Origin of the sequence: Kribbella sp. CA-294648, from assembly GCF_050943845.1 — a bacterium.
Lineage (GTDB): Bacteria > Actinomycetota > Actinomycetes > Propionibacteriales > Kribbellaceae > Kribbella.
The window spans coordinates 1,886,409-1,913,104 of record NZ_CP191981.1; the positions used below are offsets into that span (position 1 = coordinate 1,886,409).

Here is a 26,696-nt window from a genome sequence, read left to right on the forward strand (position 1 = left end):
CTCAGGCCCCCAAATGGGGGAACTGGCCGTAGGGAATGAGGGAGAGTTCCCGCACGTGCGCTTCAGTGTCCAGGGCGAATCGCACCGCCTGGCCGACCTTGCGTGACGAGAACAGGGGGAACGTCTCCTCTGTCCACTCGTACCCGTATTCGCGGCCAGCCTGAGACATCGCCGTGAACGTCGACTCGCTGTCGTAGAAGCCGGTATCGGTCATGCCCGGCATGATCTCTGTGACGAAGATGTTCTCCCGCGTCAGGTCCAGGGCGAGGCTGCGGGCCATCGCGTGACACGCGGCCTTCTGGATGGCGTCCAAGCCGTGGAACCGTGCCGTGCGCTTGGCGGCGACCGCGGTGATGATGACGACCTTCGTGCGGAACTGACTGCGCAATGTGCCCCGCAGTGCCTGCAGCAGGTTCAGCAGGGTCGTGGTGTTGCTGGCAACGATGTCCGGGACAGCTTCCGGTGGCGTCATCCATGGATCGAGAAACACTGTGTTGTTAGGGAGTTCGATGTTGACCTCGGACACTCCGCCGTAATGGACGATGTGAATGTCCGCCGTATGCTGTTGGGCCAGTTCCGTCAGCACTTCGGCCAGGTTGTCGGTCGCCTTCCTATCCAGCAGGTTTATCACCGCGTACCGGGACGGTCCTTCGATCAAGCTCTTATGCAGATGCATCAAATATGTCTCATTGACGCCGAGCATGAACACAGTATGGCCAGCTTTGCTCAGCTCGATCGCAGACCCCGCCGCGGCGTTCAACTTGAACAGTTCACCGTGGTAGTCGACGTGGTCCTCGGCGTCAGTGTTCTGGAACTCCCTCACAGCCTTTCGCATACCGACACCCGTGATGACTACGAGCTTCTTCCTGTTGGTCATGAGTACCTTTCTTGGTCCGATCAGACCAATCTTCCCGGGTTGAAGGCGGTCCACGGCCTTCAAGAAGCGACGCCCACACGCTGCACGGTCAATCCATAGGCGCGCGAGTCTCACCTGAAGCGCAGCCCGCCGAGTGGTGTCGGGCCTGCTTCGGAAGGATGAGAACCCGAAGTTATGCGCTCAGTTCTGCCGACGCTTTGCGCCGTTGTGTGCTGACGCCTCATGGTGTCAATCCGCACCGCGGTGGATGGGACTTGTCCGGGAAGACATTCCTGAGCGACGAGATCAATGCGCGATCAACGTTGTGGTCGGCGGCGACGCCGGTGTAGTGATCTCGGGGTCAACTGGCCATTCGAAGCCGAGAATGTCACCGACGTTGTTCATGATTCTCCTATCGGCTGCGAGACACACAGGCTCGTACTGACGTCAGCCCTTGCCCGGCAGCACTGATCTGGTCACTCACCCATACGCACCGAGCAAGACGATCGGATCTCGAGCCTGGGCGAGAGATTCTGCACACCGCAATGCTCAACCTTCCGGCCCCGACGCGGTGTCTCGGTTCCCGCCACGTCAAACGGCGAACAGCAACGAGAGGAACGAAATGACGAAGATGACCGTGACCCGGACCTTGGGAGCGCCGCGATGATCAGCACCGCCGACCTGCTATTGAGCGGCCTGCACAGCGATGCCTCCAGGACCCCGTTCCAGCAGCGAATCATGGGCCAACAATGAGTGGGTCCAGCGCGCCGCGTGTATCGCAGTAGGATCTTGGGTGGTGAGGGTGACGAGCTCATCGTCATCGCGATCGAAGATCGGCGCGATGGACTGCCGGGGTCAAGAGCCCGAGGGCGCGGCGGGCGCCTTCCCGACGGATCTCGTCGGCGGTCCGCGGTCCGGGGCGGGGCTATTCAGCACGGAGTCGTCGTGCCGATTGGTTCTCGAGGTATTCGCGGCCGATCAGCGAACCTGGCCGCTGTCCGGGCTGACCATCAGAGGCGAGGTCTCGACCGCCTCGAATTTCTTGCCACGATGTGAGCCGAGAGCGCACAGTGCGTCTTTGTTCCAGCGGGATCAGGCGTTCCGCTGACGTACCAGGCGGGTGTGCAGCGGGAGCATTGGAGACGGCCGCGTGCTTGATGTTGCGGGGCATGACGTTGGTGACGGTTGATAGGGCCCGAGCGCGAGCGATTGATCGGCCCGTCTAGGTGGCCTCTGCTGCGAAGGAAAGCAAGGGGGAGGTCGAGGCTATTCCGAGTTGGCTCCGGCCGACAGTGCTGGCCCTGGCTCGGAGCCAGTTGTGGCTGAGACCTCCGAGTCCCGGCACGACCCGAAGGGAATAGCTTCTACCGGGGGACTTCGTCGTTCCCGCGGAGGTCTGGCCGGCGTCCGGCCGAAGGCTCGTGTCGCCACGGGATCTGCAAGCCAAGCCCTCGGAAGGTGCAACGGAGTCCCTGCGCCTGGCCGTGGCACCACCCAGAATGTCGCCATCACCAGTGCGCCTTGAACAGAGGGTTGCCGGGTGCATTTGCGCGAACCGTCCAAGGCATAGCCACGTAATGATCAGTGTCGAGGAAAGCCCGCGGCAATGGATCAACTCACCCTGAAAGCGAGTTCATAATGCAGGTCACCCGTAAGATTCGCGCTCTGGTCATCGGCTCCCTGGCCGCTGCTGCAGCTACCGCGGGCGTCGTCGCGACGGGGCCTGCCGCTTCGGCCGCAAACCTCCGGACCCCGGTCCAGCTGTCGATCGGTAACCCGGACGTTCTCGAGGTCGGCGTGGGCCTCAACCAGCCCGTGCAGTTCGGGTTCAACAACAACACCAACGTCGAGAAGTGGCGCGTCGAGTACACCGGCGTCAAGGTCAACGGACGCCCCGAGTTCAAGCTCCGCAGCAAGCAGAACAACCAGTGCCTCGGCGCCACCTCCGCCAAGGCCGGCATCCAGCTCCAGACGAAGAACTGCAACCTGTCGAATACCCGCTGGTACATCGGCGGGGACAGCAAGCCGGGCCCGAAGCCCCTCTACCTGTCCGGCACCAACCTGGTGGTGACGAAGTTCAACAAGGTTCAACTGCAGCCCGATAACGGGTCTGCGAACCAGCAGGTGAAGTTCCGCCTTCTCTATGGTCAGACCGCCTGATCAACAATTCCCGGTAAGCCCGGCCGGAGAATCCTCCGGCCGGGTATTGCGTACTCGCCGCCATTCATGGGTGGAGGATCGAGTGGCCACGGTCCGCCACCCCTGTCGTGCCGAGCATGACAATTTCACGCCGCCAACTTCATCGATGCGCCGTCACCCCGTCTTGGACGACAACGCCGAGACATGTCGAAGGGGACTTCTTACGCTGCGACCTAGGGAAGCCTCAGTCGGCGTTTGGGCCAGAATCCGATGGGTTGACGCTGGGGCGTACGCAACTGAGCGTCCAGTTGGTGGGTGGCTCATTGGTCGGTCCAGCGAGCGATCCGCGCCACAGGTACAGGACTACTCGGATGTCGCGGTTGTAAGTGCAGCCTGGGATGTACCAGCGCCCTGGCCGGCAGTAGCGAACTGGTGCCGCAGAAGCCTGGCGTGCAATTGACGATCGGGGCAGACTCGGTGTGATCAGCTAGATGCTGCGGGGCATGACGTTGGTGACGTGTTGGTGGAGTCGGGTGGCGGGTGGTTGGTGCCGCTGATCGTCGACCTCGACGCGACGCTGGTCGGGCGCATTCGGACAAGCAGGGTGTGGCGCCAACCTCCAAGCGGGTTACGGATTCCACCCGTTGTGCGCGTTCATCGACCACGGGCTCGACGGGTTGGGGTGAATCTGGCGGTCATGTTGCGGCTCGGGAACGCCGGATCGAACACCGCCGCCGACCACATCGGCGTGGTCCGCGACGCCCTCAACAAGTCTCGTCCCATCAGGCCGGGACCAGGCCCGGACGCCGGGTGCTGATCCGGACCGATTCGGACGGCTGCACCCACGAGTTCCTCGACTGGATCTTGGCACCGAGCTCAAGCAGGCCTACCGCGCGAATTCGTTGTTCGACGCTCACCGCGATGACCCGGAGTTCGGTTACCGGTTCCTGGTCGACGAGGCCTGCGATGCCGGTGAGCTGATGGCGGACCGGACCGCGTGGCGGATCTGTTCGGCCACGGGCCGGTGGAGCGCGTTCGGCAAGGCGCGTGGCAAGAAAGGCAAGAAGCCCGGTCCACCGGTCCACGACGACCTGGTCCGCCGCGATTTTCACCGCGACGACGCCGAACCAGCTCTGGCTGGCCGACATCACCGAGCACCGCACGGGCGAGGGCATGCTCTACCTCTGCGCGGTCAAGGACGTCTACTCCAACCGGATCGTGGACCCTTCCATCGACGCGCGAATGAGTCGCGGCTCGCTGTCTCCGCGCTGAACCGTGCAATCGCACGGCGCACCGATGTGGCCGGCCGCGTCCTGCACACCGATCGCGGATCGCAGTTTCGGTCCAGGAAGTTCGTGCACGCACTCGGTCGCCACGGCCTGGTTGGCTCGATCGGCCGGGTCGGCGCGGCGGGGGACTACGCCGCCATGGAAAGCTTCCTCGCGCTGCTACAGAACAACGTTCTCGATCGACGAACCTGGTCGACCTGCGACGAACTCCGGGTCGCAATCGTCGGGTGGATCGAGCCCACCTACCACCGCCGCAGACGCCAAAGCGCCCTCGGCCGATTGACCCCATCGAGTACGAAGCAAAACATGACCACACCAGCCAGTCAGGTTGCGTGACCCAAGCTGTCACGTACTCGTGCAGCAGACCCGCTGGCACCCAAGCGCTAGCGACGATTTTCGATTGTGTCAGGATCGCTTTCTCCAGGCTTGATGTGCTCATGAAGTCTATGCAGAAAGTTGTCCGCCTCCCTGCGCTTCAGAACTGACCGCGACATCAGCATGCGCCAGCGCGGGCTTCAAGGGCCCGCCTGGCGTCTGTCAGCCGTTAACGGGTAGGGCGACAGCGGTCAGCGCCAATAGCATGCACGCCCGCCACCATCGTGGCGGCAGGCGGCATGCGTATGGGTTGGTGCCCAGGGATTGCGCACAATCTCGTAGCCGGCGATTCACCGTGCAGGGAGGTCAAAGTCCTCGTTGCGGGTTCGCAGGAGCGCGTAGCTGGCTCCGGCGAAGCCGACGGCCGCGATGAGCAAGCCGATGCCGGCGATGACATGATCTCGCAGGAATGGGTGGGTGAAGCCGCCAACGGCCAGCGCGATCCCCATCCAGGCCGGCGCTACCCGGCTGCGCCACAGGGCGAGGCCCAGCAGGAGCAAGCCGAACGTAACGCCGAGGATGAACAGCAGTCCGGACAGCTGAGTGATCAAGTGCTCATTCAGTGCTGTGGTCAGCTTGGAGACGGTGGCTGGGTCGAGGCCTTCCTCGACAGTGATACGCGCCGAGGAGACGGTTCCTGGGAGGTTGCCGAAGCCGGCGCAGAAGCCGGTCAGTGCGATCAGCGCTCCGGCAGTGGTCAATCGCGGCGCGCCGCGGCGAGCCACCCATACGACGGCGAATGTGGCTGGGATCATCAGGCTGACGAATGGCACCTGAATCCATTCCAGCAGCGCGATCCGGTCGCCGTGCGTAGTTGCGGCAGCGAGGTCTTCCTCGAAGGGGACGCCGCCGTTGGTCGGGCTGAATAGGTAATAGATGCCGTTGGCGAGCATCGGGAGCGGAGCGATGACCGCGAGCAGGATCCGCCAGAACCCGCGCACGTCGCGCGTTGGTTTGTGGGTATCCGCGGCTGCATCGGAACGAGTGGTGGACATGAGAACTCCTTGTATCGATGAACGTTGCAAACTCAGCATCCGTTCTGTGGGTCCCTTGTCCGTAGGGTGCGGTCCCCCAATTGGTCTATGAAGATTTCCTGGGCTCTCTAGGGGCGTGCCCCTACTTGGCGCGGTCCGATCTGGTCATGATGAGAACGTGACCACCGAACTCGACGAAATCGGCATCCGCCGCCGCGGCAAACTCGCTTCGGCTCTTCTCGGGCTGGTTGTCGGCGAGGCCGTCACTGCTGTGACGGCTGGCGCGTTGTCCGGGCTGCCTTGGTCACGCCTAGTAGAGCTGCTCGTGGTCAGCAACGTAGTGAGCGGTGTGGCACTAGCGGCGGCTGGTTGGCCGATCGCCCGATACCGTCCGCGTAACCTGATCGGCTGGGCCCTGCTCCTCGGCGGGTGCTTCTATGCGTTTACCGGCACGGGCATCGCTGTGCTGGCGTGGATCGGCACTGATTCCGAGCCCTGGCGGTTGCTCGCGACCATCGTCAACGCGGTCGGATGGAACTGGGCTGTTGGAGTGTTCATCCCGCTTGCTCTCGTCCTCTTCCCGGAAGGACATCTCCCGGGACGGCGCTGGCGTGCGTTCATCGGGCTGCTGATCCTCAATGGCGGTGCCCTGACTGTGGCGGGTGTTCTCGACCCCTTGGGCGGTTTGCCTGCCAAGGTGGGGATCAGCGCATACCCAGCGCAACCCTGGACTGACCAGCCCGCATGGCTGCACCTGATTTGGGAGTTAGGTCTGACCGCTGCCTACCTCGGCGCATTGGTTGCAGTGGTGGCGACCTATCGCCGCGGCAGCGAGCTGATTCGTCGCCGCATGCTGTGGCTGTTGCTGGCAACGATCGTCGTGGTTTCCGCGTTCACCCTCGAGGCCGTACTGCGTACCGAGAGCCTTCTGCTGGGAATCCTGCCGATCACCCTGATTCCCCTCTCGATCAGCATCGCCGTCTTGCGTCACCAGTTGCTCGATATTCGTTTGGTGGTCTCCCGGTCCTTGCTCTACCTCTTGCTCACCGGTGGAGTGGCCGCGGCGTACTTGGGTCTCGTGGCGTTGCTGGATCAAGCGGTCCGTCGACAGGTATCCCTCGGCTCGTCCGTGTTGGCCACGCTGCTGATCGCGCTGGCCTTCAACCCTGTCAGGCTTTGGTTGCAACGCTTGATCCACCGGGCCTTCTACGGCGCACGGCGCGATCCTGTACGTGCAATCGCGGCCATAGGTGAACGGCTCGGCGAAGTCGGAACAACTGCGGCGTCCGCGGGACTGGCCGGAGTACTGGAGGCACTATGTCGCGTGATGCGCTACCCGGCGGCGCAGATCGTGGTCGACGAACGCAAAGTCGCTGAGCACGGGGAGCTTCCGGGAGATCGCCAGGCGATCACCCTGCTGTCTGGGGATCAGCGCGTGGGCGAGTTGGTCGTCGGGTTGCGTTCCGGTGAGCATCGGTTGGATGCCGCGGACGAGCGCGTACTGGCGCTGTTAGCGGCGCCGCTCACGGTGGCGGTGCAGGCCGGGCGGCTCGCCGAGGAGCTCCAATTCTCTCGGCAACGCGTCATCAGTGGGCAGGAGGAGGAGCGACGCAGGATCAGGCGGGATCTGCACGATGGACTCGGTCCCGTCCTGACCGGCGTCGTTCTCAATGCAGACGCTGCCTTGAGGCTTCTCAACGCTGACCCCGGCCGGAGCGCGGAGCTGCTCGCCAACTTGCGTGACCAGACGATCAGCGCCATCGAGGAGATTCGCCGGCTTGCCTACGATCTTCGCCCGCCGGCACTGGATGGAATGGGGCTCGTTGGTGCGTTGCGTGAGCACGCGGCGGTCATGTCCAGACGCGATGCCGACGCAGCCTTCACGATCACTGTCGTCGCCCCGGCGACGCTGACAGACCTCCCGGCTGCGGTTGAGGTAGCCACCTATCGGATCGTCACCGAGGCGCTCACGAATGTGATCAGGCATTCCACGGCCACGCGGGCGGTTGTGCAACTTAGCGAGGAGGAGACCGTGTTGCGGGTGGAGATCCGCGACAATGGGGTGAACGCGGAGGGCAGTTGGAAGCCGGGCATCGGGCTGACCTCCATCCGGGAACGCACTGGCGAGCTCGGCGGCGAGAGTGAGATCCGCTATGACCGAACCGGTGGTCTGGTTCGGGTATCCCTCCCTCTGCCCATGCGGTCCAATGCGGCAGACCGAAGCCAGATGCCAAGTTCAGAGACAGGAGCAGACACATGACGGTTCGCATTGTCGTCGCTGACGATCACGGCATCGTCCGTGAAGGCCTCGGTGCGCTGCTGTCCGCGCGCGACGGTTACGAACTCGTCGGTACAGCGACAACAGGCTCGGAGGCGGTCCGCGCGGCGGTCACACTCAAGCCAGACGTGCTCGTGATGGACATACAGATGCCCGATCTCAGCGGAATCGACGCGACGCGCGAGATCACGAAGGTGGCGCCAGACGTCGCTGTGCTGATGCTGACGATGTTCGATGACGACGAGTCGGTTTTTGCAGCGATGCGAGCCGGTGCTCGTGGCTATCTGCTGAAGGGCGCTGCGGGAGACAACGTCCTACGGGCAATCACGGCCGTCGCCGAGGGCGAGGCGATCTTCGGTCCGGGAGTAGCTCGCCGGACCCTGGCCTACCTGTCCCGCCCACGCACCGACGAGGTGCGCTTCCCCGAGTTGACCCCGCGCGAACGTGAAGTTCTCGCGCTGATCGCGGACGGCCTGGGCAACGCCGCCATCGCATCCCGTCTCAGCCTTGCTCCCGCCACAATCGGCAACCACATCACCAGCATCTTCGCCAAGCTCCAAGTCACCACCCGAGCAGAAGCAATAGTGCGAGCCCGCACCACAGGCCTGGGCAGCTAATGCCCACCGGCCGAGCTAACGCGGGCGCCCTCCGGCGCCGACCGCGGCGGCGCACGCGGCACACCTCTGACGCCGGCCGCCACAGTGGTGGGAGCAGCAGCGATGGCAGCTCGCAATCCTTCCGACTCGGGCGTCGAGCCGTGACGCGCTGGCTTGTGGAACACCTGGCCTGCTGTAGTCCGGCGAAAGACCTGGGAGAGCAAACGCTCGCAATTCGAACGGGGTCAGGTCACTGGAAGAATGCGGCCGCCGGTCACCCGGACGAGTTCCTCGAATGAGGTGGAGAAGACCGTTCGAGGTGTCCCCGCCGCTGCCCAAATGGGGTCGTACAGTTCCAAGCTTTCGTCGATGACCGTCGTCAGCGGCTCAGGGTGACCGACGGGAGCGACGCCTCCGATCGCCTGCCCTGTCACTTCCCGCAGCAGGTCGGCGCTGGCCCGGTTGATCGCCCCGACCCTCAAGCGATCCGCGAGCGCGCGCTCGCGGACGCGATGCGCGCCGCTGGTCATTACCAGGAGGGGCTCTCCATCGGCCATGAAAATCAGGCTGTTGGCGATCGCGCCGATCTCGCACTCCAGCGCCGCGGCGGCCTCTGCCGCTGTCCTGGTCGAATCTGTCAACTCCCGTACTTCCGTCGGGATGCCCAGTGAGGCGAGCCTTTGCTGGACGTGAACTGCCGCACGGGGCAGTGGTGATGTCATCTCGTCCTCCTTTCGTTGTTGTTGCGGCAGTCGCCTCGCAAGACACTCGTCTTGGAACGTCCCTTGATCGTTGATATGTCTCGATGGCAATCGGCTGCCCCGGGACTCACCCCTTGGGGTTGGCCCAAGCGGGCATCGAAACGGGCGCGGATGTCGTCGAGGCGCTCGACTGGCTCGTTGGCGAAGACCAGACGGATGTATTTCCCGCCCGATGGACCCCAGCCGTCCATGCCGGTGGCGGCCACCGCGCCGTGAATGAAGAGTCGCTCCGATGCCTCGGTGGGTGTCATGCGCATCGCTGCGCAGTCGGATCAGCAGCGACCATCCGCCGTGCGGAGGAATCAGGGGGTAGCCGGACAGTTCCCGGCTGATCAGTTCAGCCCGCTCCTTCCACACCTTTGTCGCGGCGGCGACGTCGGCGTCCCCGTCGGCCGCACGGAGGGCCGCGGTCACTGCCTCCTGTGCCAGGCCGACCTGGCAGACCACGTTGCTGAGCCCGACCAGGTGAACGTCGTGCATGATCCGTTGCGGGCCGACGACCCAACCCACCCGCCAACCGATCATACGTAGCTCTTTGGAGGCGGAGCCGACTGTGATGGTTCGCTCTCGCAGGCCCGGCAACGCAGCCGGATGGATCTGCGGCGCGTCATCGAACCTGATCCGCTCCATGGCTGCGTCGTAAATGAGCCAGGCGTTGGTCCGCTCCAGCGCGGCTGCAAGTGCCTGCCAGTGTGCGAAGTGGAGAACCCCGCCGGTCGGCATTGCCGGTGACATCATCAGCACGGCAGCCGTTCGCGGGGTGACTGCGGCGGCGAGCTCAGCAGGTCGAGGTACCAGCCTTCAGAGGTGGGACGGCAGTGCACGAACCGTGGGATTCCACCGGCCAACCGGATCCTGTTGACCAGGCCCGCGTAAATCGGATCACAGACAACCACCTCTGATCCCGGCTCGACTGTCGCCAGGAGGGCATTAAGGACACCGTTCAGCCCACCAGCGGTGATGACGCATTCACGATCCGGGTCGTACCCGCGTCCGGCAAGTCGTCCGACGTGGACGGCGGCCGCCTGACGTAGCGAGCGAGTTCCCGGAACGGGCAGATAGCTATTGGCGGTGTCTTGCTGCACGGCCGCGAGCGTTCGGTCGATGGCGATGCGTGGTGGGCGCAAGTCGGTGTCGAGATTCTCCAGTCGGAGCATGGAGGGGTCGGCCAAGGAGTCGGCCCGGTCCCCGATAGCGTCGACACCGATCGCGGGTATATGAGTAAGGCGGCTGACGGGCACCTTGATTCCTTTGTTCTATATATAGAACTGTATACTGAGCGGGTGGCCGCCAGTCAAACTCCTTCGCCCGGATCGGACCGGCTGTCCAGCCTGGTTGGCCTGCGAATTCACGAGCTCCGTACCTCGGCAGGCATCTCGTTGGCCGCCCTTGCCGCATCGAGCGGCCTGGGCAAGGGCACCCTCTCCGAACTGGAACGGGGACAACGGAATCCCACGCTGGACACGCTCTTCTCGGTTGCCACCGCACTCTCGGTCCCGCTCAGCGATGTCCTCTTCGGAAGAGCCTCGGAGACTGGCGTCGTCGACGGTCCTCTGGTCTCTCCGGCCCGCGGGCGTAGTGTCGTCGCGCAGCTGCTCGATCGCTGGAGCGACGAGAAGGGTTTTACCGAGGTTTACCGGATCACCATCGAGGCCAAGGTTCAGCAATCGAAGCCGCACATGGAAGGCGTAGTGGAGACGCTGACGGTGATCGGCGGCACTGCGGAGGTCGGAACCGAGGCGGAACCGGTGCGGCTGACCGCGCCCGAGATTCACACGTTCCCCGGCGATGCTCCACATTTGTACCGAGGCATCGGCGGGGTGGCGACCGCCGTGCTCACCATGTACTACCCCGGCCGTCCCCAGGGCGGCTCGGCCTGGTGAGCGCGGCCGAGGTCTGGGCTGAAGACCTCTGATCGCCGCCCTGGTGGGTGCCGGCCCCTCATGCCGAACAGCGCCAACCTCCCTCCGCAAGGGACTGACGAGAAGCTTTAGGCCTCGTTGACCGTCCATCATCCGGTAGTCGAACGACAGGTGAGCCGACCGTCGATCGCCCGCTCGGTAAGTTTCCGTGCGCGTCCGTGACGGCGCAGGGGAGGCGGTAGATCGCACCCCGCCGCAAGGATTCCGCCTCTCCTTGCCTCAGGATGGCGAACCGGTGTCGGTGTCGACCCGAACAAACCGACCTTCGTGATGTTTGTGGGGCAAGAGTGCTAACCAGTCGCGCTGACGCTCTGGTGTGCGAGTACCGATCGCACGACTTGATTCGTAGAGAGCGTACGAGGACCGCACAAGCATCCACGACACAAGGACGTCCAGCAGGTTCTTGGCGCGCTGCATATCGGGTCAGCTGACCATCAGGCAGCAGATCGGGTTCGTTTTCGTCGGGTACGGCTGGAGAGGAAGCTGATGAGAGCTGTTGCGGTCCGCGAGTTCGGTGGCCCCGACGCGGTCGAGATTCTTGAGGTAGACGTACCTGTTCCTCGAGCACAGCAGATCCTGGTACGTGTCAAAGCTGCGCCCGTCACCCCCATTGACATCGACACGCGGTCCGGTGAACCCGCCAGCCTCCTACATCAGCGAGATCACTATCCGCTCGGCCGCGAAGCCGCCGGAAGTGCCTCGCCACGCCATCGATCCAGCTGTCCGACACGGCGCCGTCAAACCCGTCAACATGCCGATCCGTTCCAACCCCACATGCGATCCCGGTTAACGAAGCAGATGCCGGCGAACGCATGCGCTAACCCGGCCAGTGCTTGTTGTCGAGCAGCAACGAATGCGAGAATCTTGTACCTGTTGGGACCTGCCACCCGCACCGTAGACGTGCACGTCGATGGGGTCCGTATCGACAAGGAGGCCTACCGCGCCTTGGCCACTCAAACTCTGTGAGATCGCCTGGGGCCAGATCAGGAAACCCCGCCCCATCAGCCACTTCAAGCATCGATTGCCAGGTCTCGTGTGGGTCCGGCTTCGCTCCTCCAGCCTGGCAGATCGATGAGGGGGAGCAGCGGTAGAACGCGAAATCTCGGTGTGGGGATTCGTAATCCGTTCACAGACCTTGACGCGTAATGGGTGTGAGCCGCTGGCCGGGATCGACTTGCCGTGAACACGGACGGAGGTGCAGGGTGGATTCGCTGACTAGGTCTGCGTTCAACACCCGGCCGATCCTCGAGGCTCCATTGCCCACCCATGTCCGCGCGTGGGTCAACAACGGATGGCACCCGGCGTGGTTGATCGGCCGCCGCCACACTGCTGCCGGCTTGCAGGCAGTCGTTCAGTATGTCGACGAGTCGGGGTCGGAGCACACTATCCAGACTTCTGCGGATCGCGTCAGTATTGGAAACGATAGCTAGGCTATGCAGCGGTGCAGAGATCTGCTTGACAAGGATCGCGAACCGCGCCACTCACCAGGAGCGCCACCTTCCCAAACGATCAGGTGTTATCAAGTCTCCGGCGGAGGTTCACAGTCCCTCGATGCGCTCGCCTGCACACCATTCCGTGATCATCACTGCAACATCCTCCGCAGCGCCGGCCACACAATCCACCCCCGTATTAGCGGTGCCGGCCGCTTCGGAACGGCCTTCAGTGGCCTTCTCAGTGGCTCTCCGCTGTCGACGCCCGCCGAGGCCGCGATCACGGCGAGCAAGATCACCGGCCTGGTTGAGGTGACTAGTGGGCAGCAAGCCGCGAGTGTCAGAACCCCCAACATCCGGACCGCGACCTGGCCCATGAGAAAAGGTTGCTGTCGGCACCGGTTTTCTGTCGGTGATTCACGACGCCATGGTCACTGATCTGGACCTCACCGAGAAGACCGCGGAGCAGCGCGACGCGCGCGTCGCCTTTGGCGATCGCCTATGCGCGGATCGTCCTGCGGGTTATGCCGTGACGCCACAGGCGAAGATTGTCCACAGCGCTGCCTCCGAGAGGGAAGTCACCGTGATATGCCTGACCGGCAAGCAGGTGATCGGGACCGGTTTCGGTACTGAACGACCATCTCAACTCTTAGAACAACGACCAAAGCTCAACACACCTGAGGGCCCGAGCCCGGTGCATACCGGCTCGGGCCCTTGCGGCCTTGTTTTCACCCAGCCAGTCCAACGTCGGGTATCAGCTCATGTCCGGGACCCGTCTTCCAGCTGGTGGGTGCTTCGGTGTCAGACCTTGATCATCCTCAGCCCGCTGACGCCCGGGCCGATCTGGACCATGTGCTGTCCGTTGAAGGCCAGTCGCATCAGGGACAGCTTGTTCTGCAGCTCGAACTTGCCGTTCGAGAAGCTGATCCGGGTCCAGCGCTGACTGTTCGTTGCGTCACACTTCCGGAGAATCAGCGCGCTGCCCGAGACCTGCTGGCTGCGGACGGCGTCCGAACTGAGGTCCAGACAGGCCGGCTTGCCGCTGATGGTCTGGTTCGACTTCAGCACCAGGTTGGTGTTTGGGTCCGAGGTCAGCTGAATGAAGTCCCATTTCTGGAGGATGTTCGGAGCCGAGATCTTCTGCCGGAGGATCTTGTTCGTCGAGACGTCCGGGGTGAGCACCTGGCAGGTGCTGGTCGCGGTGACCGTGCAGGTGGTCGCGTCGGCCAGCTTGACCGGGGTCGCGGTCGTGCCTGCCGGTGCGGCGTGTGCCGGGCCGACCATCATGGCCGAGCCGACGGCGACAGCCGCCGCTAGCGAGGCCAGACCGCCGGCGATGATGTTGCGCTTCATGCTGTAACTCCATGTCATGTCAATGGTGCCTGTGATGAGCAGTACGGCGGGCGAACGAGCATCGGTTCGGTGGCGGATTGGTGATCCGAGGTGGGTTCTTACGCCGTACCTACAGGCGTTCTGCCGCTCGATTCGCGCGGCCACCAGTTCGTGAAGGAGTACGGCATGAAGGTAACCACGATGTTCGCGACGGCGCTGCTGGCTGTGACGGTCGCGGGGTGCGGGGGCAGCGCGTCGACGACAGGTGCGGAGGTGACCGCACCGCCGAGCACGCCCGAGGAGGTTGGTGTCACGCCCAGCGAGCCGCCTTTGCCGACGGCAACGGTGCGGCCGGGGCCGATCCGCCTCGGTCTGCGCGCTGCGGTTGTCAAGGGCAAGACTGCGCAGATCGTGACGCTGAACGGGTGGACGGCATATCGATTCGAGGGCGACGACAACCTGCCGCCGAAGGTGAACTGCCTGGGGGATTGTCTGATCACCTGGCCGGCCGCACTCACTGACGGATCGCAGGTAGAACTGGCGGATGGCATCGACCGCAAGCACGTCGCTACCGTCCGGCGCGCTGACGGCCTGGTCCATGTGACTCTCGGCGGCTGGCCGCTCTACCGCTTCGCCGAGGACGACACCCAGGAGGACACCGAGGGCGAAGGGGCCGAGGCAACTGGTCGGCCGTGCTGGCGGACGGCAAGCCGGTGATCAAGAAGTAATGGCGGTCACTCGGCAGTTCGCCGCTGACTCTGCCACTGTGGACCACTTGCTGGACCATCGCGGCGCGGGGGAACTCGTGACGGCGACCGCCAGTGGTGTTCAGGCAACCTTTCTACCGTTCGTGCACCATCGCGGCGTGGCGGGCCGGCCGCGGCGGTTGGCGGCGCACGTCGCCCGGAACAACGCGCAGTGGCAGTTGCCCGTGGTCGGTGACGCCCTCTTCATCGTAAGCGGTCCCGATGCGTATGTTTCACCCTCCTGGTATGCCGCCAAGGCAGAGCACGGTCGTGTCGTGCCGACTTGGAATTACGTGACCGTCTATCTCTACGGCAAGTTGGTGATTCACGGCGATGTCGGGTGGCTCGAGAGGCATGTCCGCGAGCTGACCGGCAGGTTCGAGAGCGATGCGATGGTGCCGTGGTCGGTCGACGACGCGCCGGCCGGCTACGTCGCCGGGCTGCTGAAGGCGATCGTCGGTGTCGAGTTGGTGGTCAGCAGGATCGAGGCAAAGGCGAAACTCAGTCAGAACCGCTCCGACGCCGACGTCAGCGGCGTGATCGCGGGGCTGGAGCGGGCGAGCAGGCATGAGGTCGTGCGGGCGATGCGAGAGTTCCGTGGCCAGCCCCGTACCGGTTGAGCGGTGTATGTGGTGGAAGGCTGGTGGCACGTCCACTTGGACGTCGGTCCGGCGCCAGGCGGTCGGACTTCGGCAGAGTGCAGGCAGCCCATGCACGCTCCCATCATGCTGAAGATGTCTCGTCACGTCACCGGTGAGTCTTGGTCGAGATTGCGGCTGGCGGATGACCAACAGGACACCACGAGCGCGCCTCACAGGTTTCGGTGATCTGACCGAGGCCCCAATCGGCGTGCTGCGATCGGCCGCAGCAACCGGGACAGGAGATGGTGATACCAGCGATCAGACTGCACGACCGAGCGGAGATCGAGAAGATCCTGCGGCGCGACGCCGCTCTGCACGCCTACGAGCTCGGTGATCTCGACGACTTCTACTGGTCCGAACACGATCTGGTATTCGGACCATTCACGACGCTGGGTAACGCTGGTTTATGGCGGCCGCACAGTGGTGTAGTTCGTCGGCCAGTTCGCAACCGGGATCACGACCGATTGGTTCGCAGTTTCCGGAGCGAGCCGATGGGGCTGCAGCTGAAGCTGCCGCCTGAGTGACCCCGACGGCCCGTGAGGGTCGCTGCGTGCGACATCGAACAGCTGGGGCCTCGACCAGGCCGCCGGCTTCCTCAAAGACGATCCCGAAGGCCTGGAGCACCTCTTTCAGTCGGTCGACCTGCTGGCCGACGACCCCCGTCCCGAAGGGACCGCCGAGTACGGCACCCCTGACCGTCGGAGGCTGCGCAGCGGGCGCTACCGCGTGCTGTACGACGTGAACGACAACACCGTGACCGTGGTCGTAATCCACGCAGGCCGCATCGACTGATCGTCGGGAGGCCAGCATCGGGTCAGCTCATCCAGCCCGCGGCAGTGCGGTCGCCGCTCAGGAAGCCACCTGTCTGGGCGAGTGCATAGCTGCGACTGCGCGGCGGTTGAACCGACTGGCGCAACTACTGTCGACGGCACGTGGAAACTGACCCCCAGGCGGCAACTGAAAACTGACCCCGTCCGAGACGCTGGCCTCAGACGAGGTCAGGAGGAAGCCGGTGCTGACTGTGGAGGATTGGGCTGAGATTCGGCGGCTTCATCGGTCCGAGGGGATGCCGATCAAGGTGATCGCTCGGGCGATGGGGTGTTCGAAGAATACGGTGAGGCAGGCGCTGCGCAGCGATGGTGCGCCTCGGTACGTGCGTGCGGCGCGGGGCTCGGTGGTCGACGAGGTGGAACCGCGGATTCGGGAGTTGTTGCGGGCGTGGCCGACGATGCCGGCGACGGTCGTCGCGGAGCGGATCGGGTGGCAGCACTCGATCCGGATTCTGCGGGACCGGGTCAGCGACCTGCGGCCGGCGTATCTGCCGCCCGATCCTGCGTCGCGAACGACGTATCTCCCGGGCGAGTTGGTGCAGTGTGATTTCTGGTTCCCGGAGGTGAACTTGCCGGTGGGGTTCGGCCAGACCAGGTCGCCGATGCAGCTGCCGGTGCTGGTGATGGCGTCGGGCTACTCGCGCTGGCTGTCGGCGCAACTGCTGCCGTCGCGGGCGGCCGAGGATCTGTTCGCCGGCTGGTGGGCGCTGCTCGAGCGGCTCGGTGGTGTTCCCAAGGTGCTGGTCTGGGACGGCGAGGGGGCGATCGGCAGGTGGCGCCGTGGCGCTGCGGAGCTGACCGGTGATTGCCAGGCGTTCCGCGGCACGCTGGGCGCCAAAGTGATCGTTTGCAAGCCCGCCGACCCTGAGGCCAAAGGGCTGATCGAGCGCGCCAACGGCTACCTGGAGACCTCGTTCCTGCCGGGCCGGACTTTCGCCGGTCCGGACGACTTCAACGCCCAACTGGTCGGCTGGCTGCCGAAGGCGAATGCCCGCCGGATGCGGGTGCTGGGCTGCTCACCAGGCGATCGGGTCGAGGCGGACCGGGCCGCGATGCTCAGCCTGCCACCGGTCGCACCGGTGACCGGGTGGCGCAGGTCGCAGCGGCTGCCGCGGGACTACTACGTCCGGGTGGACTCCAACGACTACTCGGTGCACCCGAAGGTGGTCGGCCGGAGGATCGAGATCGTTGCCGACCTGGACCGGGTGCGGGTGTTCTGCCAAGGCAGCATCGTGGCCGACCATCAACGCTGCTGGGCCTACCACCAGTCGATCACCGACACCGCCCATGCCCAGGCCGCGACCGCGTTGCGGCACGACCGGTTCACCGTCATCACCCCGGCAGCGGCGACCGAGGTGGAGCAGCGGCCGCTGACCGACTACGACAACGCCTTCGGGCTGGACCAGCAGGTGATGTGATGCCACCCCGCACCAAAGCCACACCGATCAAGAACCTGACCGCCGAGATCGCCTACCTGACCAGGGCGTTAAAGGCACCTACCCTGCGCGATTCGGTGGACCGGCTGGCCGAACGAGCCCGCGCTGAATCCTGGACCCACGAGGAATACCTGGTCGCCTGCCTCCAACGAGAGGTCGCCGCCCGCGACGCCCACGGCGGCGAAGGCCGGATCAGGTCGGCGAGGTTCCCAGCCCGCAAAAGCCTGGAGGAGTTCGACTTCGACCACGCCCGCGGCCTGGCCCGCGACCTGATCGCCCACCTGGGCACCCTCGACTTCGTCACCGCGAAAGAGAACGTCGTCTTCCTCGGCCCGCCCGGCACCGGCAAAACCCACCTGGCCATCGGCCTCGGCATCCGCGCCTGCCAAGCAGGACACCGGGTCCTGTTCGCCACCGCCTCCGGCTGGGTCGCCCGGCTCGCCGATGCCCACCACGCCGGCCGCCTGCAAGACGAACTCGTCCGGCTCGCCCGCTACCCACTACTCATCATCGATGAGGTCGGCTACATCCCCTTCGAGCCCGAAGCAGCGAACCTGTTCTTCCAACTCGTCTCGTCCCGCTACGAACGCGCCTCGCTGATCGTCACCAGCAACAAACCCTTCGGCCGCTGGGGCGAAGTCTTCGGCGATGACGTTGTCGCCGCCGCCATGATCGACAGACTCGTCCACCACGCCGACGTCGTCGCACTCAAAGGCGATTCCTACCGACTCAAGAACCGAGACCTCGGCCGCGTCCCAGCCGCCAACACAGACGAACCATGACCACCAAGGGGTCAACTTTCAACCGCAGCCAGGGGGTCAGTTTTCAGCTGCCGTTGACAACTACGGGCGGCTATGGGGTCGGAGGGGGCAGAAGACCGCGCCACACTCAAGGCAAACGATCTCCCTTCCGAGTCGTCCCCGGCCGGCTCGCACCTTTCGGTTACACGGGAGGTTCGGTCTGGCTACTCGGCCTTTCAGGCCCAAGGCACCTTCGCCGCGGGTTCAACCTCCACAGGTTGTTCAGCAGGCGACGGGTTGGGCGGCTTCTCTCAGGTGCGGTAGGAGCTTTGCGAGGCGCCGCTGGGCCCGGGCCGTCCGGCTCTTGACCGTGCCAAGAGGCAACTGTAGGCGGTCCGCGATCTCCGTTTGCGACTGGCCCTCGTAGTAGGCCAGTCGCAGCACCTCACGCTCGTCGGGCGTCAGTTGGTCGAGCCCCTCACGCACCTGCCAAGCACGCCAGATCTGCTCCATTGACGGACCCTCGGCAGACACCTCGCCGACCCGCTCCAGCGAAATCTCCTGCACAGCGCGTCGCTCCCGCCTGTAGGTATCCACGGCGGCGCGCCGGGTGATGGCGTACAGCCATGGCTTCAGCTCCCGGCTCGGGTCGAAGCGGGATCGCGCCCGCCAGGCCTGGATCAGTGCCCGCTGGACGGTGTCCGCTGCCTGCTCACGGTTACCGAGGACGTTCAGCGCCGTGACGAACATAGGTCCTGCATACCTCCTGTACGCCTCCAGCAGCGCGTCCTCATCCCCCTGCTGGAACCGGACCGCCAGTGAATTCGAGTCCGACTCGCTCATCCCGCGACCTCCTCCTAGTCTCAAGACAAGACTCGAACAGCAGCGACTCGCCAACATCGGTAACTTCTACCTATGTCCCGGCGGCCCGGACACACAAACTGCCTACTCAGCCGAGATGAGGCAGGAGTAGGCGATCTTTGACCCGCGGCATGCGCTCACCGGCTTCGACCCGGCGGCGCCACTCGTCGATAAATACCTCGGGCAGGACCGCCCGCACCCGGACTGGATCAGTCGACCCAACGGAGCGTGCGAGCCGGTACGCCGAGCGACTTTCGACCAGAGCCATCTCGAGCGCCATAGCGAAAGTCGCAACGTCATCGGCCGATCGGAGGCCGTCGAACGCGACGATCGCCTCGTGCCCCGCCGGCGAGGATCGCCAAGTGAGGTTCCGCACCGGCGTACCGGTGGCGGCACAGGCCGCCGCCACGGCCTGAAGGATTTCAGGTTCACTGAGTTCGTGATCGATCGAGTGGCGCGGGTGGCGGCCCACGAACTGGACCTGTGGGGTTCGGCCGTCGAATCCGGTAACTTCGACGATGTCTCTGGTCGCGCAGCGGTACAGACCCCCGATGTGTGACAGCACCACGTGGTACCGATGCCCGATGGCCAGCTCATGGGGCTGCAAGGTCGCACTGTCCGCGACCAGCGATTCATCGGCGGGGACGAACTCGTACAGAACCGACCCGATCATCAACGTGCCATCCCCCCGGCCCGGCACTGTTGGGACGGCCAGGGGTCCCTCGGCCGAGCCGATTGGTGCCGAAAGCACCCGGACGTTCGGCCCGAAGTCGGCGACCAGAGATTCCATGTAGAGGCCAGCGACGTAGGAGGACCAGGACACCAGCAGGTCGAGGCGGGGCCACAGATCAGCCGGCCGAAGGACGCCGCGCCGGTCGGCGAGACGGTCCAAAGCCCGAGCCCTGCCGAAATCCGGGTCCCAGTGCGGAAGTCCGCCGAGAGTGCCTGCAGCCAGCTCGGCCACCAGCCGTGGCCACCAGTGCGTCAGGAGATGTGGCAACGCCGCGGCAATCGCAGGGTTGACGGCGATCACGCAGCGAACATCGTGCTGGGCCGCCCATCGCAGTCGCAGGTAGGCCCGCTCCAGGGGATCCGCACCGGCGAACGCCGACGGCAAGCTGGACCAGCCAGCGAGATTTCCCACTCCCGTCGCCGCTTCCTCGCCGAGGCCGGCGTAGTCGAGTTGGCCGAGTCCGATGTGTGGTCTCCCGTCATCACCGTCGATGCGTGGATCCTGCGACAGGTTCAGCGCGGCGTCAGGCCGGCGAAGGACCTCCGGTACCTCCTGCAGCACCCGCGAGCCGGCCGCGAAGTAAAACGGTAGGAAGCAGTCCCGCAGATAAGACCGGGTGACCGGGATGCGCTTCTCGTCGCCGGTGGTGCCGCTACTGGACAGGTACAGGAGCGGTTCGTCGGCACTGAGTACACGACGCTCTCCGGCATCCAGGCGGTCGAGCCACGGACGGAACTCCACGTGGTCCCGAATCGGCACCGCTTTTCGAAAAGCATTGATGTCCCGCACGGATGTTAGGTCATGCTCCGCTCCGAAGGCGGTGCGCCCATTGGCCGAAACTATGCTCTCCAACACGGCTGACTGATGCTCGATCGGTTCCGAGACCGAGCCAGCCAGCTTGGTCCACTCGTCACTGCTGCGACTTCGATAGCCCGCCGCCCAGTTCGCGAATTGCTGCACTGCCACCGCCTCACAGATAGATTCCGCGTAGGAGTTCGCCGCTCGGCCGCACCCGCCTCATCAGCAGACCGTCGGTGAGCCGGTATGGGTCGACCCATTTCTGGAGCCGGTATGGGTCGACCCATTTCTGCAGATGCCGCTTCCGCAGCAGAACCTGTTCGAGGTCATCTGATCTCGCGCCGACCTCGATGAGGCGCCGGGCCCGCCTCATCGCCCTCATCACTAGATCCCACCGGAAGCTGTCGCTGGCTGCCCGTTTGAGTATGGCTATGCAATAGATGCGCATACCGAGCCGGAAGGTCTCCAGATCGAACGCCGCGAGGCATTCGTCGGTCAGTATCCGCAATGTCACGCCGTCCCAGCCTCCTCGCCGGCTTGACTGAGTAGCGCCGTTGATTGGTACCCGGCAGAGAGACAGCCGGGACACAGTCGCACCCAGCGCGGTCAGCACCCGGTCGAGCAGGGCGTAGTCCGCGGTGAGACCGTCGTCGTGCACGAGCAGTACTTCACGACCATCCAGCATCCGCCGACTGGCCGGATGGATCCAGCCGTCGTTCTCCACCCGTTCCATGTATGGCCGAACGGCGGCGTACGACTGGGGCGCAGGATCGGCGTGGAACTGGACGTCCAAGTCTCCGATGTCGGCATCGGACAGCGCCGCGTAGTCGAATTGGCTGAAGTGCCGATCCAGGTACTCCCAGAAGTGGACGGTCCGCCCTGTCCGGTTGGGCAGGCGCGCGTTCCAATGAAACGTGACGTCACACACCAGCCTTCTGGACCGATGAAGCACATCAACCCACAGGAGTTCTTTCACATGAGTGGGCAGCAATGGCATCGTCGGAGTGACGGTGACCGGCGCAAGCAGAAAGGATGACACCAGGAGATGGTTTCGTCCTTACGCACGGCGTGCTAGGTGGAGAACACTCAATCTGCGGGTCGGGACTATTCCGCGCAGGTTGCTCGGCCATCCGCCAGCATCGCTAGTGGACCGAGTCTGAAGTTGTTTGACGGTTGGCTTTCGTGAGGATCTGGTCGGCGGTTTTGGTCCAGACGAAGGGTTGACAGCGGTCGTTCCAGCCGGTGATGAAGGTGCGGATCTTGGTGTTGAGGTCGCGGACGGATTTGAAGCTTCCGCGGTGGATGGCCTGGCGTTCGATGATGCCGAACCAGACCTCGATCATGTTCAGCCACGACCCGGAGGTGGGAGTGAAGTGGACTTTGATCCGCGGGTTCGCGGCAAGCCAGTCGCGGACCTCGACGCGTTTGTGGGTGGCGTAGTTGTCCATCACCAGATGCAGTTCGTTACCGGAGCCGTCGTCGGGGTAGGCGCGGGCGATCTGTTTGAGGAAGGCGAGGAACTCTTGGTGGCGGTGGCGGTGGCGGTGGCGGTGGCGGTGGCGGTGGCGGTGGCGTGGCTTGCAGGCGCCGGTGACCCTGCCGGTGGCGATCTCCAGAGCCGCGAACAGGGTGCTGGTGCCGTGGCGGACGTAGTCATGAATACGTCGCTCGGGCAACCCGGGCTGCATCGGCAGCATCAGCTGGGTCCGGTCCAGGGCCTGGATCTGCGACTTCTCATCCACGCACAACACGATCGCGTTGTCCGGCGGCGCCAGATACAGACCGACCACGTCGGTCACCTTCGCGACCAGCTCGGGATCGGTGAGAACTTGAACGTCTCAGCCCGCCACGGCTGGACCCGGTAGTGGCGCCATGTCCGCAACACCGTCGAGGCATCGAGCCTCAGATGGATAGCCAGCAGCCGGCTCGACCAATGCGTGACCCCCAGCTTCTTCGGCGGCGGAGCCAGCGTCGCCGCCAAGATCTTCGGCCGGTCCAACGTCCGAGGCCGGCCCGAACGCTGCTCATCAACCAGACCCTCAACACCGGACAGGTCATACCGCGTCCGCCAAGCGATCACCGTCGGCCGCGACACGCCCACCCGGTCCGCGATCTCAGTATTCGACACCCCATCAGCAGCCAGCAACACAATCCGCGCCCGCTGCGCCAAACCAGCCCTCACCGTCGACGACCGCATCCACGAACTCAGCACTTCCCGATCACCGGCCCGCAGACCCAACGGCTGTGCACGCGTGCCAAATTCTCACCCACCCACACCGTCAAACAACTTTAGACGCGCCGCACTAGGAGGCGGAAGCCTGGCTGCTGTGGACGCCGACGAGAGCGGCCAGTGTGGCGCGTGAGCTGATATTCAGCTTGGTGAAGATACGGCTGAGGTGTCGCTCGACGGTTCGCTCGCTGAGATACAACTGAGCCGCGATCTGTTTGTTCGTCAGGCCTTGGACGACCTGCTCGGCGACCTCCCACTCACGCGCGGTCATCAGACCCAGTCTGTTTTGTGGACGATTCGACGCCAACTGCTCGCCGTAGACCTCCGAGATGTCGGCGTCGAAACTGGTCACGAGGCGGCCTGCGCCCAGGTCACGAGCACGCGTGGCGGCGGTAGAAAGGCGTTTCAATGCATCCGCCTTCTTCCCGGTGCCAGCTAGGCCGAGTCCCACCACGCGCTGCGATGTCACCGCGTCCAGGACTCGGCCGAGCCGCTGAAAGGTCTTCTCTGCGACGAGCGCGTGCTCGATCGCAGCGACGTAGGCACCAGTAGTCAGGTGCGACTCCGCCGCCGCCAGGTCTGCATGGGCACGGACGACCGATAACCGATGCTGGGCGTGCTCCCGCATCTCCGCGATGGCAGCGAACGCTGCATCGCAGTTGCCGGCGGCAAGGTGAGCCGCGGCCAGCACGCGTAGTCGCCGGCCCGCGCCGTCTGGATCGAGCTGCATTGATCCCGTTGTCGCGCTGATCAGCAACTCGAGCGACTCGTCGGCCCGCCCTACGTGGAGGTAGGCGTCGGCCAGCGTCAGCGACGCCATCGAGCCACTCCAGGAGTGGACCTCTGAGAGCACCTTGTAGGCGTCGCGCGCTGCGTCCAAGCCGTCGTCGGACCGGCCAACGTCTATCAGAATGCGAGCTAGCGACTCATTGCTGCCGGCGATGCTGTGGGCATCGCCGATCGCCTGGGCGACCGACAATCCTTCGGCAGCGGTCGCCAGCGCCTCGTCGAGTCTGCCCAGCGAGAGCAACTGCGTCGCCTTGGTGTGCAGGATCTGTGGCATAAAAGCCCGCAGCCCTGATGAACGAAGGATCCGGATCGTGCGGTTCGCGACCGCTAGGGACCGGCTGCTCTCGCCCAACTGTGAGTAGGTGGCTGCGGCCCAGAATAAGTGGCACGCGTACGGCGCGAGCTCGCCGTCCGACATCTCTGCTGCGTGCCGCTGGAAAGAGTCGACAGCGGCGCCCGCGCCCACGACATCACCCGAACCGCAACATGCGAAGGATTCCAGGGCGGTTGTGGCCAGCGAGCCACCCACTGCCGACACGACAGACATCTTCCCCGCTTCATGGATCGTCGCGAGTGCCTCCGCGTAGTCGCAGCGGAACAGTTCCGTGGCGGTGAGCTCGATCAAGGAGCTGAAGCGCTGATCGCCTGCCGTCTCACGGCGCACACGGCGCAACAGTGCTCTCGACTCGTCGTGATGGCCGGTCATCCGCTCGATGCGTGCGGTGTGAATCATCGCTGCGCCTCGGAGCGAATTGTCCGCTGGCTCGGCGCGTTGAGCTGAAAGAACCGCTGCCCACGCCTCGTCGAAGCGGCCGCCGTCGGTCAGGCACTCGGCTTGAAGCAGATGAAGGCGGCTTCTCGATCCACCGTCGTCCGCTCCGGCCAGTACCAGGCGAGCGGCTCCTCCGTACCAGTCCGCAGCCAGGAGGGGTGTCTGTCCGCGAACCGCGGCAGCCCCCGTGACTAGGTGCTCGACGGCCGTTCGGGAGTCCACGCCTGAGGCATCGAGGCAATGCGGAGCGATCAACTCGGGCGGGGCTCCCCGGCCCACGAGCTCCCGCACGAGCTCACGATGGATATATTTGCGGGTCCGCGCCGGAGTCAGCTGGTAGGCGGCAGCGCGCAGTATTGGTCGGCGAAAGACCAGCCGTAGTCGACCTTCGGGACTACGGCCCAGGATGTAGGAATTGCAGAGTTCCTCCAGCGCGGCGTCAGTGTAATCTGATCGATCCCTGTGGAGCGTGTCCACGAGCTCTGCATCGAAGCTCACACCGAGTACTGCGCAGACGGACAGCACGTCTCGGGTCTTGGCCGACAGTTGGTCAAACTCGGCCCGGGCAAGGGCCAGCACCTCGTCCGGAAGCATGCCGGTCCGGCGGAACGAGATCGCCCTGCGCCCGAGAGGGATGAGATACCGGGGACTTCCCGCACTGAGGCCGTGCAGCTCCTCGATCTCCGTCTCGGGCGCCAGACCGGCCAGCAAGGTTCTCGCCTCTTCGAGCGTCAACCCTTCCATGGCGATATGCGAACTGGGACTCAGAGCATCGACGACAGCGCACAGGTCAGGGCCGAGCATCTGCAGAGGGCGATATGCCACAGCTATCAGCACTCGACGGTCCATGGGTTCGGACAAGAGGCGTCGTATCAGCGCAAGAACGGGCTGCTCCATCGTTTGCAGATCGTCGACCAGAAGCAATAGGCCGCGATCCGGATCGCCGGTGGGCACAGATGCGTTCAGCGCTCGCTGGACGCGTTCCACCAAATCAGGGGCGCCGGCGGTGACGAACACCGTCCGCCAGCCCCTGCGCACGGCCTCGCTCTGCAAGTTCTGTAACAGATGGGTCTTGCCGGAACCGGGGGCACCGGTCACCGATAACGCTCGCAGTCCCGACACAGCCGAGTCGAGGCAATCGGCCGGAAGGGTGAGTGCTTGGTCGACTAAGGCCATGCCAGAAATACGGCCCACTCACGTCGGCCGGATCGCGGCGAACCAATCCGCGACGGCGCGACGTACAGGACCATGTGGATCACGTTTCTCCAGAGCGGTGGTCATGCGCAACTGGGTGGTCGGCTCACCGGTCCGTCCGGAATGAATAGGTAGCGGCCACCGATGCTGCCGCGCGCCGGCTCGCTGCAAGATCACATCGAACGCTCTGCCTGTCGACTGCGCTCCAAAGCTGGTCGGTTTCGGCGGTTGAAAAGTGGGCGGTTGGTGGCAGTCTAGGGCTGGGGTTGGTCTGTGGTGCTGCGGATGCTGGGGAGGCTGTCGATGCCGCGTCCGCGGAGTCGGTAGCTTGCGCCTTCGAGGGTGAGGACGTCGGCGTGGTGGACGATGCGGTCGATCATCGCGGCGGCGACGGTTCGGTCTCCGAACACGCCACCCAGCCGGAGAAGGGCAGGTTGTTGGTGAGGATGAGTGAGGCGTGTTCGTAGCGGGATGACACGAGCTGGAAGAACAGGTTCGCGGCGTCTTGTTCGAACAGGAGGTAGCCGACCTCGTCGACGATGATCAGTCCGTAGCGGCGTAGCCGGGCCAGTTGGTTGGGGAGTCTGGCGGCGCGGTGGGCGTCGGTGAGGCGGGTGACCCAGTCGGTCGCGGTGGCGAACAGGACGCGGTGTCCGTGTCGTGCGGCCGCGACTCCCAAGGCGGTGGCCAGGTGGGTTTTGCCGGTGCTGGGTGGTCCGAGGAGTACGACGTTGCGGGCCTCGGTGAGGAACCCGCCGGATGCGAGTGCGGAGATCTGGTGGCGTGCTGCGCGTGGGCGTCGACGTCGAGGTTCTCCAGCGTTTTTGACGGCGCTGAACCCAGCGGCACGGTCGACGGAGTAGTCGTTGGTGTTGAGTCGGACGTAGCAGTCACGGCCCAACCGGATCTTGTTGCGCCAGCCCGAGTGCAACGGAACCGGCGGCAACGCCAGCATCGCCGCCCGATCAGCATCA

The 26,696-nt window shown here is 64.6% G+C and carries 19 protein-coding genes and 4 pseudogenes; 12 read left to right on the forward strand and 11 right to left on the reverse strand.

Features of this window, described 5'->3' with window-relative positions:
- Window position 1: 1 nt before the first annotated feature.
- Window positions 2–877, reverse strand: coding sequence for an SDR family oxidoreductase (locus ACQPYM_RS09170; RefSeq protein ID WP_433017827.1), 876 nt, complete (start codon window positions 875–877; stop codon window positions 2–4).
- A 1,617-nt stretch (window positions 878–2,494) separates the two neighbouring features.
- Here ACQPYM_RS09170 and ACQPYM_RS09175 point away from each other — a divergent pair.
- The 3 genes and pseudogenes from ACQPYM_RS09175 to ACQPYM_RS09185 form a co-directional block, all read left to right on the forward strand.
- Window positions 2,495–3,016 (forward strand): hypothetical protein, encoded by a 522-nt coding sequence (locus ACQPYM_RS09175; RefSeq protein ID WP_433017830.1) that lies wholly within the window; start codon window positions 2,495–2,497, stop codon window positions 3,014–3,016.
- 529 nt (window positions 3,017–3,545) lie between these two features.
- Window positions 3,546–3,856: pseudogene (locus tag ACQPYM_RS09180) on the forward strand (transposase); the annotation flags it as partial.
- Window positions 3,857–3,879: 23 nt separating this feature from the next.
- Window positions 3,880–4,620: pseudogene (locus ACQPYM_RS09185) on the forward strand (IS3 family transposase); the annotation flags it as partial.
- A gap of 329 nt (window positions 4,621–4,949) precedes the next feature.
- Here ACQPYM_RS09185 and ACQPYM_RS09190 read toward each other — a convergent pair.
- Window positions 4,950–5,654: a hypothetical protein gene (locus ACQPYM_RS09190; RefSeq protein WP_433017833.1), complete on the reverse strand. Its 705-nt coding sequence runs from the start codon at window positions 5,652–5,654 to the stop codon at window positions 4,950–4,952.
- 157 nt (window positions 5,655–5,811) lie between these two features.
- On the opposite strand from ACQPYM_RS09190, the gene ACQPYM_RS09195 reads away from it, so the two are divergent.
- Window positions 5,812–7,893, forward strand: coding sequence for a histidine kinase (locus ACQPYM_RS09195; RefSeq protein WP_433017836.1), 2,082 nt, complete (start codon window positions 5,812–5,814; stop codon window positions 7,891–7,893).
- Window positions 7,890–8,528, forward strand: coding sequence for a response regulator (locus ACQPYM_RS09200; protein WP_433017839.1), 639 nt, complete (start codon window positions 7,890–7,892; stop codon window positions 8,526–8,528). The genes ACQPYM_RS09195 and ACQPYM_RS09200 overlap by 4 nt, the downstream gene beginning before the upstream one ends.
- 224 nt (window positions 8,529–8,752) lie before the next feature.
- On the opposite strand, the gene ACQPYM_RS09205 is transcribed toward ACQPYM_RS09200, so the two are convergent.
- Both ACQPYM_RS09205 and ACQPYM_RS09210 read right to left on the reverse strand, forming a co-directional pair.
- On the reverse strand, window positions 8,753–10,006 hold the full coding sequence (locus tag ACQPYM_RS09205; protein WP_433023221.1) for an aminotransferase class I/II-fold pyridoxal phosphate-dependent enzyme: 1,254 nt from the start codon (window positions 10,004–10,006) through the stop codon (window positions 8,753–8,755).
- A complete protein-coding gene (locus ACQPYM_RS09210) occupies window positions 10,006–10,425 on the reverse strand; it encodes an aminotransferase class I/II-fold pyridoxal phosphate-dependent enzyme (protein ID WP_433017842.1) in 420 nt (139 codons plus the stop codon). The genes ACQPYM_RS09205 and ACQPYM_RS09210 overlap by 1 nt, the downstream gene beginning before the upstream one ends.
- A 60-nt stretch (window positions 10,426–10,485) precedes the next feature.
- Between ACQPYM_RS09210 and ACQPYM_RS09215 the strand changes: the two genes are divergently transcribed.
- A complete protein-coding gene (locus ACQPYM_RS09215) occupies window positions 10,486–11,151 on the forward strand; it encodes a helix-turn-helix domain-containing protein (RefSeq protein WP_433017845.1) in 666 nt (221 codons plus the stop codon).
- A 2,270-nt stretch (window positions 11,152–13,421) separates the two neighbouring features.
- On the opposite strand, the gene ACQPYM_RS09220 is transcribed toward ACQPYM_RS09215, so the two are convergent.
- A complete protein-coding gene (locus tag ACQPYM_RS09220; protein WP_433017848.1) occupies window positions 13,422–13,973 on the reverse strand; it encodes an RICIN domain-containing protein in 552 nt (183 codons plus the stop codon).
- 165 nt (window positions 13,974–14,138) lie between these two features.
- Here ACQPYM_RS09220 and ACQPYM_RS09225 point away from each other — a divergent pair, with 165 nt between their 5' ends.
- The 6 genes from ACQPYM_RS09225 (at window position 14,139) to istB (ACQPYM_RS09250) (ending at window position 18,387) form a co-directional block, all read left to right on the forward strand.
- Window positions 14,139–14,669, forward strand: coding sequence for a hypothetical protein (locus tag ACQPYM_RS09225; protein WP_433017851.1), 531 nt, complete (start codon window positions 14,139–14,141; stop codon window positions 14,667–14,669).
- A gap of 10 nt (window positions 14,670–14,679) precedes the next feature.
- On the forward strand, window positions 14,680–15,318 hold the full coding sequence (locus ACQPYM_RS09230; protein WP_433017854.1) for an FMN-binding negative transcriptional regulator: 639 nt from the start codon (window positions 14,680–14,682) through the stop codon (window positions 15,316–15,318).
- Between the two features lie 263 nt (window positions 15,319–15,581).
- On the forward strand, window positions 15,582–15,863 hold the full coding sequence (locus ACQPYM_RS09235; protein ID WP_433017857.1) for a hypothetical protein: 282 nt from the start codon (window positions 15,582–15,584) through the stop codon (window positions 15,861–15,863).
- Between the two features lie 121 nt (window positions 15,864–15,984).
- Window positions 15,985–16,131, forward strand: coding sequence for a type II toxin-antitoxin system RelE/ParE family toxin (locus ACQPYM_RS09240; RefSeq protein ID WP_433023223.1), 147 nt, complete (start codon window positions 15,985–15,987; stop codon window positions 16,129–16,131).
- A gap of 220 nt (window positions 16,132–16,351) precedes the next feature.
- Complete coding sequence (gene istA / locus ACQPYM_RS09245) at window positions 16,352–17,587, forward strand: IS21 family transposase (protein WP_433017860.1); 1,236 nt, start codon at window positions 16,352–16,354, stop codon at window positions 17,585–17,587.
- Window positions 17,587–18,387, forward strand: a complete 801-nt coding sequence (istB, locus tag ACQPYM_RS09250) for an IS21-like element helper ATPase IstB (RefSeq protein WP_433017863.1) — start codon at window positions 17,587–17,589, stop codon at window positions 18,385–18,387. The genes istA and istB (ACQPYM_RS09250) overlap by 1 nt, the downstream gene beginning before the upstream one ends.
- 240 nt (window positions 18,388–18,627) lie before the next feature.
- On the opposite strand, the gene ACQPYM_RS09255 is transcribed toward istB (ACQPYM_RS09250), so the two are convergent.
- From ACQPYM_RS09255 to istB (ACQPYM_RS09280), 6 genes and pseudogenes are all read right to left on the reverse strand, one after another.
- Window positions 18,628–19,188 carry an RNA polymerase sigma factor gene (locus tag ACQPYM_RS09255; protein WP_433017866.1) on the reverse strand — a complete coding sequence of 187 codons (561 nt, stop codon included), beginning with the start codon at window positions 19,186–19,188 and terminating at the stop codon, window positions 18,628–18,630.
- A 106-nt stretch (window positions 19,189–19,294) separates the two neighbouring features.
- A complete protein-coding gene (locus ACQPYM_RS09260) occupies window positions 19,295–20,905 on the reverse strand; it encodes a GH3 family domain-containing protein (protein WP_433017869.1) in 1,611 nt (536 codons plus the stop codon).
- A gap of 4 nt (window positions 20,906–20,909) precedes the next feature.
- Window positions 20,910–21,776: a hypothetical protein gene (locus tag ACQPYM_RS09265; RefSeq protein ID WP_433017872.1), complete on the reverse strand. Its 867-nt coding sequence runs from the start codon at window positions 21,774–21,776 to the stop codon at window positions 20,910–20,912.
- A 103-nt stretch (window positions 21,777–21,879) separates the two neighbouring features.
- A pseudogene (locus ACQPYM_RS09270) lies at window positions 21,880–22,934 on the reverse strand (IS630 family transposase).
- Between the two features lie 106 nt (window positions 22,935–23,040).
- Window positions 23,041–25,704, reverse strand: coding sequence for a LuxR C-terminal-related transcriptional regulator (locus ACQPYM_RS09275; RefSeq protein ID WP_433017875.1), 2,664 nt, complete (start codon window positions 25,702–25,704; stop codon window positions 23,041–23,043).
- Window positions 25,705–25,976: 272 nt separating this feature from the next.
- Window positions 25,977–26,677 (reverse strand): annotated as a pseudogene (gene istB / locus ACQPYM_RS09280) (IS21-like element helper ATPase IstB).
- Window positions 26,678–26,696: the final 19 nt, after the last annotated feature.